The organism is Wolbachia endosymbiont (group A) of Gastracanthus pulcherrimus (assembly GCF_964028265.1).
In the GTDB taxonomy this organism is placed as follows: domain Bacteria; phylum Pseudomonadota; class Alphaproteobacteria; order Rickettsiales; family Anaplasmataceae; genus Wolbachia; species Wolbachia pipientis.
Genome location: NZ_OZ034763.1, coordinates 257,417 through 269,833, shown reverse-complemented (window position 1 = coordinate 269,833; position 12,417 = coordinate 257,417). Strand labels below are relative to the sequence as shown.

The 12,417-nt window shown below is 35.3% G+C and carries 10 protein-coding genes and 3 pseudogenes; 5 read left to right on the top strand and 8 right to left on the bottom strand.

Going from position 1 to position 12,417, the window contains the following annotated elements:
* Positions 1-93 precede the first annotated feature (93 nt).
* Complete coding sequence (locus tag ABWU47_RS01420; protein WP_006280057.1) at positions 94-579, top strand: hypothetical protein; 486 nt, start codon at positions 94-96, stop codon at positions 577-579.
* Here the strand turns inward: ABWU47_RS01420 and ABWU47_RS01415 are convergent.
* On the bottom strand, positions 576-1,067 hold the full coding sequence (locus ABWU47_RS01415; protein WP_007551030.1) for an SH3 domain-containing protein: 492 nt from the start codon (positions 1,065-1,067) through the stop codon (positions 576-578). The two genes, ABWU47_RS01420 and ABWU47_RS01415, sit on opposite strands and share 4 nt — an antisense overlap.
* 70 nt (positions 1,068-1,137) lie before the next feature.
* Here ABWU47_RS01415 and ABWU47_RS01410 point away from each other — a divergent pair, with 70 nt between their 5' ends.
* The gene (locus ABWU47_RS01410) at positions 1,138-2,502 is read left to right on the top strand and encodes a pyruvate dehydrogenase complex dihydrolipoamide acetyltransferase (RefSeq protein ID WP_077188411.1); all 1,365 of its coding nucleotides are present in this window, start codon (positions 1,138-1,140) and stop codon (positions 2,500-2,502) included.
* A gap of 69 nt (positions 2,503-2,571) precedes the next feature.
* Positions 2,572-3,396 carry a hypothetical protein gene (locus ABWU47_RS01405; RefSeq protein WP_006280062.1) on the top strand — a complete coding sequence of 275 codons (825 nt, stop codon included), beginning with the start codon at positions 2,572-2,574 and terminating at the stop codon, positions 3,394-3,396.
* Positions 3,397-3,441: 45 nt separating this feature from the next.
* Here the strand turns inward: ABWU47_RS01405 and ABWU47_RS01400 are convergent, their stop codons facing one another.
* Positions 3,442-4,662, bottom strand: a complete 1,221-nt coding sequence (locus ABWU47_RS01400; protein WP_077190565.1) for a P-loop NTPase fold protein — start codon at positions 4,660-4,662, stop codon at positions 3,442-3,444.
* A 3-nt stretch (positions 4,663-4,665) separates the two neighbouring features.
* Positions 4,666-5,271, bottom strand: a complete 606-nt coding sequence (gene recR / locus ABWU47_RS01395; RefSeq protein WP_010963080.1) for a recombination mediator RecR — start codon at positions 5,269-5,271, stop codon at positions 4,666-4,668.
* Positions 5,272-5,628: 357 nt separating this feature from the next.
* On the opposite strand from recR, the pseudogene ABWU47_RS01390 reads away from it, so the two are divergent.
* Positions 5,629-6,480: pseudogene (locus ABWU47_RS01390) on the top strand (IS630 family transposase).
* A 28-nt stretch (positions 6,481-6,508) separates the two neighbouring features.
* On the opposite strand, the pseudogene ABWU47_RS01385 reads toward ABWU47_RS01390, so the two are convergent.
* The 4 genes and pseudogenes from ABWU47_RS01385 to ABWU47_RS01370 all read right to left on the bottom strand — a co-directional run.
* Positions 6,509-6,892: pseudogene (locus ABWU47_RS01385) on the bottom strand (DUF6444 domain-containing protein); the annotation flags it as partial.
* A 205-nt stretch (positions 6,893-7,097) separates the two neighbouring features.
* A complete protein-coding gene (gene pnp / locus ABWU47_RS01380) occupies positions 7,098-9,371 on the bottom strand; it encodes a polyribonucleotide nucleotidyltransferase (RefSeq protein ID WP_077188412.1) in 2,274 nt (757 codons plus the stop codon).
* Positions 9,372-9,385: 14 nt separating this feature from the next.
* Positions 9,386-9,658 carry a 30S ribosomal protein S15 gene (gene rpsO, locus ABWU47_RS01375; protein ID WP_353285722.1) on the bottom strand — a complete coding sequence of 91 codons (273 nt, stop codon included), beginning with the start codon at positions 9,656-9,658 and terminating at the stop codon, positions 9,386-9,388.
* Between the two features lie 12 nt (positions 9,659-9,670).
* Positions 9,671-9,964 carry a hypothetical protein gene (locus ABWU47_RS01370; protein WP_353285721.1) on the bottom strand — a complete coding sequence of 98 codons (294 nt, stop codon included), beginning with the start codon at positions 9,962-9,964 and terminating at the stop codon, positions 9,671-9,673.
* Positions 9,965-10,072: 108 nt separating this feature from the next.
* Here ABWU47_RS01370 and ABWU47_RS01365 point away from each other — a divergent pair.
* A pseudogene (locus ABWU47_RS01365) lies at positions 10,073-11,055 on the top strand (IS4 family transposase); the annotation flags it as partial.
* A gap of 208 nt (positions 11,056-11,263) precedes the next feature.
* On the opposite strand, the gene ABWU47_RS01360 reads toward ABWU47_RS01365, so the two are convergent.
* Entirely contained in the window at positions 11,264-12,211 is a 948-nt protein-coding gene (locus ABWU47_RS01360) for an IS110 family transposase (RefSeq protein WP_209472550.1), read from the bottom strand.
* Positions 12,212-12,417: the final 206 nt, after the last annotated feature.

The window sequence follows — 12,417 nt, the reverse complement described above, 5'->3', positions numbered from 1 at the left end:
CGTTTTAATAATTAATTAAAGTAAAGCATGTAGTAAATGGTGTAATTGCTGTATCTTAACAAAAAGGTATAACGAATGTAAGGAGGGTACTTTATGTCTCTAAAGAATAAAATTTCTGAGCTAATAGAACAACAATTTAGCATTAAATACCATGACAATTATTTGGCTTACGCTATACATAAGTGGGCTGCAAGCGAAATATCTAATTCTATTGCTTTTTGCATAATTGGTTGTGGAAATTGCAAGATTGGATATCAAGATGCTGCAAATTCGTTCAACATAACAAAAGAAGAAATTGAACAAGGCAATATTGCAAGCGTAGAAAGTAAAATAAAAAATGAAGCTGAAAAATCAGGTAGCGAGTTTTCTGAGTTGATTTCTAGAGTGGATCAATCGCTAAAAGAGCAGAGTGAAAAGTCTATTGTACAAATTTTAGATTCATCCGCTGAGGAGATGTTAAGGAGTTTCTGTGATAACCCTGTACAGTCTCCAGAGCCTCAAGAACCCTCTGCTTCATCTGAAGAGCATGCTACAGAAGGCCCAGAAACTAGTGTTAATTCAGATCTTCTGTCAACCTAATCAACCCCATATATATGTTTTTTTTGTACCCATGCTTTGCGTTTTGGGGTGGAAAGAAAGCACCATTCTTCGTTGCATTTTTCTATCTTCATCACAACAAACTTGTCTATTTTCATAGTAATCTTGCTGTCTACACTCTGTTTTTGATATCCATAAGTATCTTCTTTTACAATCGCGTAGCGCTTATCACTAAGAAGATTGCCTTTTATCCATCCGCAGTCTTCATCTATATCGCAGACCTTTTTCCAACTCTCAAACTCTTCTATCACTTTCAGGGGCAGATTTTTGCAAGTGTATATCCATTTTACAGGATAGTGAAACCCTGGCCCCGTTCTCATGTTGATCTTATTTGATTTGGTTGAAACAAAGTTGTTAGCAAACAAGCTATGGCTAAATAATAAAAACAATAGGATAATAGTACTGAACCAAGATCCCAGTGTCACGCACTGGGATAACGTGAGGGATAGTGTAACAGACTTATTCATCATAATTCACGATTAGGTTGACATAAGATAAAGAGTAAATTAAAAATTGAATAGATCTTTAAATGCAAAATCAATGCCTATAGAAATATTAATGCCTGCTCTTTCACCGACAATGAGCAAAACTGGAGGAAAAATTGTAAAGTGGCATAAAAAAGAACAAGACAAAGTTGAAGTAGGCGACGTAATTGCTGAGATAGAGACTGATAAAGCCATAATGGAGTTTGAATCTATAGATGAAGGAGTTTTAGCAAAAATTTTAGTAACAGAAGGAACAAGTGGCGTGCCTGTAAATCAACCAATAGCTTTAATGCTGGAAGAAGGAGAAGATGAAAGTCCACTTAACAACTATACTTCAACTTCCATCAATAGTGCAGTTAAAAAGGAAGTGACAAAAAGTGCTGTTGATAATCAAAAATCAGAACACCAAGATTTAAACGGAAAGCCAATAAGTCATTCTTCGGTGTCATTCCAGCGCGTGACGCTGGAATCCAACCCCTCAATGTCATCCCAGTGCTTGACGCTGGGATCTAGAAAAGAAGAATGGATCCCAGTGTCAGCTACTCAGATGACAGAGGGTTATGCAGAAGGTAGAACAAAAATAAGCCCATTAGCTAAGAAAATAGCTCAAAATGAAGGGGTTAATGTGCAGCAATTAAAAGGTACAGGACCATATGGTCGCATAATTAAGGCTGATGTGTTGGAGTTTTTAGGCAGTGGTATACATACTGAAAGTCCTGAGAAAGATACCATAGTTGAAGTAAGCAACATGCGCCAAGTGATAGCACAGCGCCTGACTGAATCAAAACAGAATGTTCCACATTTTTATTTAACTGTAGATTGCCAGGTTGATAAGTTAATATCGTTAAAAAACGAGATTAACTCAGCAGATGAAAACAATAAAGTAACAATTAATGATCTAATCATAAAAGCTGCAGCTTTCAGCATGAAAAAATTTCCTGATATAAATTCTTCGTGGATAGATAATAAAATACTGAGATATTCAAATATAGATATTTCAATCGCTGTGGCACTTGAAGATGGGCTAATTACTCCTATAGTAAAAAATGCTGATAAAAAGGGTATTTTATCTATATCAAAAGAAGTGAAAGATTTAGTAAGCAGAGCAAGATCTGGAAAATTGAAACCTGAAGAGTTTCAAGGAGGAGGGTTTACTATCTCCAACTTAGGGATGTTTGGTATAAAAGCCTTCAGTGCTATAATCAATTCGCCGCAATCTTGCATTATGGCAGTTGGTGCATCTAAAAAACAACCAATTGTTATGAATGAGAAAATAGAAATAGCAGAAATAATGACAGTAACGCTCTCTGTTGACCATAGAGCAGTTGATGGGGCACTCGGAGCAAAGTTTTTAAATGCCTTTAAGCATTATATAGAGAATCCTCTGGTGATGCTTATTGAAACTGCGGTAATCTATTAGCATTGTTATTACAAAATTAATACCTCTAAGTTTATACTTTTATTAGTTAATAGGTTTAGAGGTAAAAAAATGAATACTACAGTAGAAAAAAATAATCCAAAAATTTTTCCTCAAAATGAAGGAAAGGTTAACTCAAAAGGCATGGTTGCCCCACCTGTTCCTCCGAAATCTTCCCAAGCTAAATTTGCTGGAATAAAAGCAATTTTTGAGCGAAATGTACCTCATTCTCAAGCAAATGATAGTAATAAAACAGTGAGTAGCAATCTTGGAAGAACATTTGGCCCAACAATGCAAAAACTCATGGAAGACAACATTCATAGCACTCCTAACAAACAACGCCGCAATTCAGGGGATAGTGGTATCAGTGATATTAGTAGCAGCACTTCTGATGATGAGGATAGAACAATAAAAGATAAAATGATGGAAAATGTTAAGCAGGATAACCATCAAAAAAGCTTTGATTTACATAAAGTACAAGCAACTGATGAATTAGAAACCGTAAAATTTCTCAAAACGCTAAGCAAGAAAGAAAGAGAAAAACTTGGTTTTTCTCCTAAACAGCAAAATAACCAAAAGGTTGAGACTAGCAAAAAAACTTATAATCCACTTGATTGGAATCCAATCTATCAAGGTAAAAAGCTCTTTAGCTTAGGCAATATGTCGAGTAATTCGTCTTCATGTAGTGAAAAAAGCAATATTTCAGATGTAAGCGATAAGTCTAATAATTCAAACATTGTTAGATGTAATATTACTAGGAGTAACAGTAAGGAAGACCTTCGTAAACCTGATGCTTCACATAATGACAAATCTGCAGGTAAAAAATTATCTAATGTCAATGTAAGCGAATTAATCAGAAAGTTTGAACAAGGTAATGACATAGTAAAAGGGCGTTAATCAAATGTTACCCTATCTTTGTATATGTAAAGGTAGGGTATCTTTTCAAAATAGTATATCCTTTATAGCTTTGTTAATTTTTGACTCCCTCTCTGCAAAAGCAGTTTCTAGAGAGGTTTTAAGTTTTTCCCATTCTTCTTGACCATTTAGAACTAAAGATTTATATTCATTTTCAATTTTTTCCAATGCTCTTTGATATGAAAAACCTAATTCCTCATATATATCAATATTTATCGATTGCAGTATTACCAAAAATGAAAACAAATTCGGATCAGGTAATTCTTCTCTTGTGTGATTCAGAAGACACAGCTTTATTTTTTTTACGCAGTATTCTATTGTTTTTAACGATAGTGACAGGCTTTCTGTATAAAATATAAAACTATCTACAATCAAATTTTTTGACTTTTTCGGTAATTTAATATTTTCAAATAGTTCTTTTGTAAATTTTTCTATCGGTTGTTTTGGCAAATGTAAAGAGAGATCAGTAAAAGATTTTAGGTCAAAATTTGGTCCAAGTATTGTGCTGATTGCTCTTTGTACATTACTCTTATCTTTACTTACAGAAATAATGAAAACCAGCCCCTCCACATCAAGCATATACTTTATAGATTCCAAAAAATCGACAACGAATTTAGGACGGCACACATCAAGATTATCCACCATTATATAAATGTTTTTGTCTTTTCTGATTTTATTAACCACATCCGCTAACTGTGTTTTAAAATCTCTAGTACTCTCTTTTCTTCTTTGGAGAAGACTTAATTCACTCAAGACAAAACCTATGTCTTTTTTATCAGCCTCTTTTGCAGCATCAAGAAATACTGAAAGCATAGCAAGTGGAGATTTACTGATCAGCTTTCCTAGTGTGTTTAGAGAAAATAGCTCTTGGTTTATGTTCTTGAACTGTTGTATAACACTTCTTTTTACTTTATACGATACAAATAAATCTTCAAATAGGAAATTTAAAAAAGAAGGCAGTGGTTGGTCCAATGCATTGATATCCCATGCACTATAATAAGCTGCAATTTCATTTTGCTGTTTTAACTCTTTTACCCATTCTTTCAAAAAAAACGTCTTGCCCCATCCATCATATCCTTCCAAAGATATTATTGTAAAAGACTGATCAATTGTTTTAATTATAGTGTTGAATTTACCTGAAAATTGCTTATAGTTTAGGTGGTCATTTTCCCAAGCCACCACTTTAAGTGGTGGCACTATTTTTTTCTTTTTGAATGTTATTAGCGATATAAGTTTTTTTAAGCACATGTCTTATTTTATATTTAACTCATATTCTTGTCTTGAAGTAAGTGCTATCCTCAGCGTTCCTTCATCAAGATAGTCAATTTCTCCGCCCATTGGTATGCCGCAAGCAAGGCGTGATATTTTCACATCCAAATTTTTTAGCAATTCAATTATATATTGTGCAGTAACTTGGCCCTCTAATGTCGGATTAATTGCGATAATTATCTCTTCAATTTTAGACTCTGTCACTCTTTTCAGAATAGTGTCAAGGTTGAGTTCTTTTGGACCTATGCCATTTATTGCAGACAATCTGCCACCCAAAACATGGTATAAACCTGAATATATATTTCCTTTTTCAAACGCCCATAGATCACCTAATTCTTCTACTACACACAGTAACTTAGTGTCACGTTTTGGGTTAGTACAAATAGAACAAGGTGACTTAGTATCTAGATTTCCGCAAACTTCACACTCTATTATAAGATCTGCTAGCTCTTTAATCAAAGATGCAAGTGGTAGCATAACTTTTTCTTTGTTTTGGAGTAAATGTATAACTAACCTGCGTGATGATGATGGCCCTAAACTTGGCAATTTAGAGAAAGCATGAACTAGATTCTTTATGTTAACGTTCATTCAATAAATTCAGAATAGGCAGTCAAATGGTAACATCAAACCCTTTGTAAAGAAAGTGGTAAGTTTCTCTTGATCCCACTTTGATCAGCTATAGAAAAAATTTTTTACTTTAACGAAAAAAATTACTTCCGCACACTTAAAGCCTGATTATAATAGACTTCTTGCATAACCCAAACTAAGTAGAAAAAAGGTATCATCCAAGTAGCTGACACTGGTTCCTTTATGACGGCAGTACCTTCTTCTGTCATCCGAGTAGCCGACTACTTGGATCCAGGAAATTTAACTCTACCAAGTATAGCTCTTTCCATAAAAGTCCGGATGTGATAGGATAAGGGTAGATGATGATAAGGAGGTTGAATGCCAGCAGCATATAGTTATGATTTAAGAAAAAAAGCAATGGAAGCGCTAGACGAAGGAGAAAGCAGAGAAACAGTGGCAGCAAGATTTAAGATTGGACGAACTACTTTATGGGAGTGGCAGCAAAGAAGAAAAGAAACAGGAGACTTTCAATCAAAAAAACTTGGAAATGGGGGTTACAATCACAAAATTACCGACTGGGGTACCTTTGCCAAATTTGCCAGAGAACACGGAGGAAAGACTCTATCGGAAATGGCTAAACTTTGGAACAACGTTAGTATCCAAACGATCTATCGAGCCCTTAAAAAAATTGGATTTACGCGCAAAAAAAGACATATGGATACAAGGAAAGAAACGAAGAAAAACGTGCTGAATTTTTGAAAATTATAGCGACAAAAGAACCTAAAAACTTAGTGTATATAGATGAGTCTGGCATTGATAACACCGAAGACTACCCCTACGGATATTGCCAGAAAGGACAGCGGTTTTATGCCTTAAAATCTGGAAAGAAAACTCAACGAATCATTATGGTTGCAGCCTTAAGTGGAAGAAAGATAGTTGTTCCGTTAACCTTTGAAGGCCACTGTAATATGGATGTTTTTAATGGATGGTTTGAGCAATTTTTGACACCGATCTTGGAACCTGGACAGACTGTCATTCTTGACAATGCTACTTTTCATAAGTCTGATAAAGCTTGCTAAAGGGGTTGGTGCAGAAATTTTGTATCTGCCGCCTTATTCTCCAGATTTCAACAAAATTGAGCATCATTGGTTTGCTATAAAAAACAGAGCCAGGAAAAACATTCCTCTATTCGAATCCTTTCGTCGTGCTGTTGATTCTGCCTTCCTATGACCTGTTCGGACTATTATGAGAAATGCTATACTACATAAGGCCTAATTTCCGGAAGATCAACTTTTTGGTGAACATAAGGTTTTTCGCATATTACAAGCTCTCCTCCGCATTCGCAAATATTAGGCAACTCTATTTTTACTACTTTATCCGCTTCCATTGTAGCATGAAAATTTCCTTTATGCCCAACCTGATCGCCAACATTCCTTTCGCTTTTTGGCTTGTCCTTTTTTGTTTTGTACAATTCTTTAGAGCTCGGTAGAGATGAATTTTTCGAGTTTAAACCAAGCCTTTCCTTTAATTCAGCGTTCTCTATCTTTAAAGCTTTATTTTCTGCTTTTAAGTTTTCTATCTCTGCTTTCAGTTTTTCTATTTTTTGCTGTAAACTTTTGCAAAGTTCTAAAAGGTTTACCACATTACCTCACTTTTGCTCTATGATTATCTTTTTAGATCACTTTGTCTACCTTATTCTACCACTCCGCTGAACGGATACCTTGGGTTAGCTATAGCTAACACCACAATTGTACTAACATTGTGATTTGAGAACAACCTTCACCAGAAAGGGTGTCATTCCAGTGTTAAGCACTGGAATGACGAGAGGTAACGCAAGAAGTTTACTCTTAATAAAAACCTGATGATGAATCATTATTACCAAATTTCGGCCTATTTCTATTGCTGAAACCAGAACGAGGACGAGGAGGCCTCTTATGGTGACTTCCTCCAGGTTTTCTACTAAATGAATTATTGTAATAATTATCCCTGTCATTTGGACCATCTTTCCTTTCCTCGTTGTAAAGCTCACCTTCAAAAAACTCTCCCGTCTCTTGATCAACCCGACGTCTTGACAACTTTGGACACCCACCTTTTTCGAAGTCAATTACTAGTGCTTTGAAAGTATCATCTTGTTTAAGTACGCTCTCTATAGAATCTATATGTTCATTAGCTACTTCACTTATGTGCATTTTTCCTTTTCTGCCATTAAGAAATTCAAGCTCTACAATAGACTTCTCTATTCTTACAACCTTGACATCAACTATAGAACCTTGTTCTAGTTCTGTTATTGAATCAATCATCATACTCTTTGCAATTTCAGCTTCAGTGCCACTCGTAGCAAAAACAGAAACTTTACCATCATCTCCTATTTCAATTTTTGCATTACTTCTTTCACACACACTGCGTATATTTTTCCCCTTAGAACCTATAGCAGCAGAAATTTTGTCTTTATCTATGTAAAATGATAACATCCTTGGTGCATGGTCTTTGACATCATCACTGTGTTCTGAAATCACTGCATTCATTTTTTCTAAAATATGTAATCTTCCAGCTTTTGCCTGTTCTAAAGATTTTTCAACAATTTCAAAGCTTATACCAGAAATTTTCATGTCCATTTGTAGCGCCGTAACCCCTTCACTAGTTCCTGCTACTTTAAAGTCCATATCCCCAAGATAATCTTCATCACCAAGTATATCGGAAAGTATTACATACTCGTCTTTATCTTTGATGAGACCCATAGCAATTCCAGCAACAGGGGCCTTTATTGGCACACCCGTATCCATTAAAGCAAGAGAAGTCCCACAAACTGTTGCCATAGAAGAAGAACCATCAGACTCCAAAATTTCGGACACTACTCTTATTGTATAAGGAAATTCAGACTTATCGGGTAAAACAGGATGAATTGCTTTCCAAGCAAGTTTGCCATGACCGATTTCTCTTCTTCCTGGTGCACGCGCAGCAGAAGTTTCTCCAACAGCAAATGAGGGAAAGTTATAATGCAACATGAAATGCTCACGTCTATCCCCTTCAATATCATCCACAATTTGCTCATCTTGAGTGGTGCCAAGAGCAGTAACAACCAGTGCCTGAGTATTGCCTCTTGTAAATAGTGCAGAACCGTGAGTTTTGGACAGAATATCAACTTCAACTTCTATCTGACGTATCTCATCATGCTTACGACCGTCTATCCTTACACTTTTCTTCCTAATTATTTCACGTACTAAAGATCTTTCAAAGTTTTTTACTGCATACGTAATTAACTTTTCGTCTTTTCCAGTTTCTTTAAGAGTATTCAATATATTCTCTCTGATCGCTTCTAGAGCTTGAACTCGCTCTTGTTTTACTGTTTGCGAATATGCTTTTTCAAAATCTTTACCGTATTTTTCGAGCTCTTGTGTTATATCTGATGCATCAATAGGGGCAAAGCTCTCAGGTTTATTGCCAATTGTATCAGCAAACTCTTTTATGAGCTTAATGACAGGCTTAAGGTGTTCATGGCCAAATTTTATTGCATTAAAAACATTTTCTTCAGAGAGCTCTTTCACTTCTGATTCAACCATTAAAATTGAATTTTCATCACCAGACAAAAACAGATCCAAGCTGCTTGCTTTCATCTCTTGAACAGAAGGGTTGAGTATATAGTTATTATTTTCATCACAACCAACCATCACTCCAGCTATAGTAAAGTGAAAGGGAACACCAGAAATTGCAAGAGCTGCAACAGCACCAATCAATGCTGGCACTTCAGGAGGATTGACTGTATCATAAGTTAATAGATTGCACACCACACTAATTTCATCATGAAATCCTTCTGGGAATAGTGGTCTTATACTTCTATCTATTACTCTTGAGATTAAAGTTTCTCTATCAGATGGCTTGCCTTCTCTTTTAAAAAACCCGCCAGGGATCTTACCCATGGCATAGCTTTTTGCGATAAACTGCACATTTAAAGGTAGGAAATCAACGCTTTCTTCCTTCTTTTTACGTACAACAGTTACTAAAACAGAAGTATCACCGTAATTTACAACTACTGAACCATGAGCTTGGCGTGCTATTTTTCCTGTTTCTAAAGATAAGGGACGACCACCCCACTCTATAGATTTTTTTATAATTTTAAACATATTAAATTCCTCGATTATTTTCTAATGCCTAACTTCTCTATTAATTCCTGATAGGCTTCATTACCAAATTTACGCTTTATATAATTTAAGTGCTTGCGTCTTCTACCTATCAATATAAGTAAACCACGCTTAGAGTGATGGTCATGCTTGTGCACTTTAAAATGCTCAGTTAAGTTACTGATCCTCTCGGTCAAAATTGCACATTGTACAAAAGATGAGCCTGTATCACCTTCTTTAATTGCATATATATTTATCAAACTCTTTTTCTTTTCGGATGTTATCGACATCTAAACCTCATTTTAAATATTAAAAACACGAATAGGTTTCACACAACCATAAATAAAACTGCAGATTGCAACAGGTACACTACCCACCACCGCACAACAAATATCATGATTCTTTAAATTACGCAAGTTATTTAATACAACTTCCTGACCTTTTCTGATTTTTCCCGCATCTTCTAGGGAAATTTCAACTTTGAACATCGATTTTAAAGCCGATTCAATGGGGATGACGAAACTTTTTGTATTACTCCCTGTCACTCCATCATCTTCTGTCATCCCACCCCCCTCTGTCATGAAAGTAGCTGACACTGGTTTCCATCCAAGACGGTGTCATTCCTTACTATTACCCACAAATATAAATGTACTTATAAATAAAGTATTACAATATTAGAGTTTGCAAATATTGAGGGTATAAAAATGGCAAACGAGAGTAATGAATGGGCTAAAAATGAATTTGGAGATGCTGTACTTGGAGATAAAAGATTAACTGACCGATTAGTAAATATTGCTGACAGTATGATAAGTTTACCTGAAAGCTCAATTAATGAGGCATGCGGAAGTTGGTCAGAAGCAAAAGCAGCATATCGTTTTTTTTAAAATGAGAACGTAAAAGAAGTCGATATTCTAGCTTCACACATTGATAAAACAGTTGAGAGAACAAAAGCTCACAAGAGGGTTCTTGTCATTCAAGATACCAGTTACATTGTATATAATAACCATAAAAAAACAAGCGGATTAGCAAATTTGTCCAGTTATGATACTGCAAAAGGTATTATAATGCGTACAGCTCTTGCCGTTAGTATAGAAGGTTTGGTACTAGGGATACTAGATCAAAAAGTTTATTCAAGACCTGAAGAAACTGAGAACCTTAAAAAAAAGAGCGATCGCATTGAAGATAAAGAAAGCGTAAAGTGGTTGGAAACTTTAAGAAAAACAAATAATATTATTGATCCAACTCAAACTGAGACTATAACTGTATGCGATAGAGAAGCAGATATATATGACTTTTTTGAGCTTGCACATAGTCTTAATTCGGCAGTGCTAGTTAGAGCATGCAGAGATAGAGCAGTAAATAGAAAATCTCGATATCCTGAAAAAGGTGAGCAGAAGTTATGGGCATTTATTAAATCCTCTCATTGTGCAGGTACGGTAGAAGTTGAAGTTCCTGTAAAAGATAATAAGCCAAAAAGAACAGCACGTTTGGAAGTTAGATTTGGAAAGTTTATGATGAATCCATCTAAGAATAATATTAGGCATAAGACGGAAGAACTACCTAAATTACCACTTTATGCAGTTTATGTTGTTGAGAAAACTCCCCTTCCCTTAAAAAAAAACCGCTAGAATGGATGCTATTAACGAATCTTTCAGTTAATACTTTCGATGAAGCTGTTGAAAAAATTAGTTGATATCAACTATGTTTTTTAAAAATTTTTTTATTTGTGTAATTTTGCAAATTATATGGGCAATAAAAACCCGTTTGTCATAGAAATAGAATTTTATATCAAACAGCTACCACAGCAATTTCTGCTTAAGCTAATGAATATGTGCTTTAAGTCTGTGTGGACGCACATATTCATTAGCCAATTTCAGTTACCGTTGTGAAGATTTTTAAGTATGCAAATTAATTGCTTCTTTAAGTCTTGTATTAGCAATTACTATAATTTTACGCATTAGGGCTGTTATAGCCACCATCTTCTTCTTACCACTTTCAACAAGCTTAGAATAAAAGGCGCCAAGTATAGATTTTGACCTTGTAGCAGCCATAGCGGCTGTAAAGAGCTTTGAACGAACGTTACTTCTACCACCTGTAATCCTTCGGTAACCAACAGCTTTACCACTTTCTTTTGGATGCGGTGCAACTCCGGCAAGACTTGCTACTTCTTTTCTATTTAAGTAACCAAGCTCTGGCATTAAACACAAAAAATCTTGTGATAACTTTTTACCTATTCCAGGAACTGTTTTAAGAATTTTTTGGCGTTGTTGTAATTCGCGGCTTTCATCAATAATCTTTTGTATAGTATCATTGAGTTCGTTTATTTGACTATCGAAAAACTCAATGGTCTTTTGACAGCTTTCTTTTATATGATCATTTTCCGGTGCTTCAAGTCTGCATTTTTCTTGAGTTCTCATTTGCGTAATATCATCACGACGTTGACAAAGTGCAGCCAAAGTTGATTGTTCTGTAGAGGTAGGTACAAATAGAGAGATAGTTCTATGGCGTTCAAATCCATATTGAGCAAGAGCTCTTGCATCTGATCTATCAGACTTTGCTAAAGTTCCGTGAGATAAAATAAAGCTTTTTACTTTACGAGTATTAGCTCGATGCACGGCAATATTTTTGTCGGTAAGAAAATGTGATAAGCCAAGCTCATATTTCCCTGTATTTTCTAAAGTCACTAAAGCATTAGGTAGAATATCTGAAAACTCTTGAAATAATTGTTGCCAACCAGAAGCATTATTATCAAATTCGACAGCATTCTTCTGTTTGTGAATTGCAACGACATTTTTAAATTTTCCGATGTCAATGCCAATAAAATTTTGATAAGATGTAACCATAATAAACCTCGATAATTTTAGTTAATTTAAGATTGTAAACGGGTGCATATATATGTCCCAAGCAACTATTCAAACGTATCGAGAGATAGGGCTAGCGTACCTTGATACCAACGGTTGTAATACCAATTTCCTTTCGGTCGCGCACGCCCGCTATTCCTAGTGAGCAGGGTTATCTTTCTCTCTTATCTCTTTTATATCACGTTTTT

Coding starts and splice junctions, on each gene's coding strand:
- ABWU47_RS01420 (WP_006280057.1), top strand. CDS start 94: ATGTCTCTAAAGAATAAAATTTCTGAGCTAATAGAACAACAATTTAGC.
- ABWU47_RS01405 (WP_006280062.1), top strand. CDS start 2,572: ATGAATACTACAGTAGAAAAAAATAATCCAAAAATTTTTCCTCAAAAT.
- pnp (WP_077188412.1), bottom strand. CDS start 9,371: ATGTTTAAAATTATAAAAAAATCTATAGAGTGGGGTGGTCGTCCCTTA.
- ABWU47_RS01415 (WP_007551030.1), bottom strand. CDS start 1,067: ATGATGAATAAGTCTGTTACACTATCCCTCACGTTATCCCAGTGCGTG.
- ABWU47_RS01400 (WP_077190565.1), bottom strand. CDS start 4,662: ATGTGCTTAAAAAAACTTATATCGCTAATAACATTCAAAAAGAAAAAA.
- recR (WP_010963080.1), bottom strand. CDS start 5,271: ATGAACGTTAACATAAAGAATCTAGTTCATGCTTTCTCTAAATTGCCA.
- ABWU47_RS01360 (WP_209472550.1), bottom strand. CDS start 12,211: ATGGTTACATCTTATCAAAATTTTATTGGCATTGACATCGGAAAATTT.
- rpsO (WP_353285722.1), bottom strand. CDS start 9,658: ATGTCGATAACATCCGAAAAGAAAAAGAGTTTGATAAATATATATGCA.
- ABWU47_RS01410 (WP_077188411.1), top strand. CDS start 1,138: ATGCCTATAGAAATATTAATGCCTGCTCTTTCACCGACAATGAGCAAA.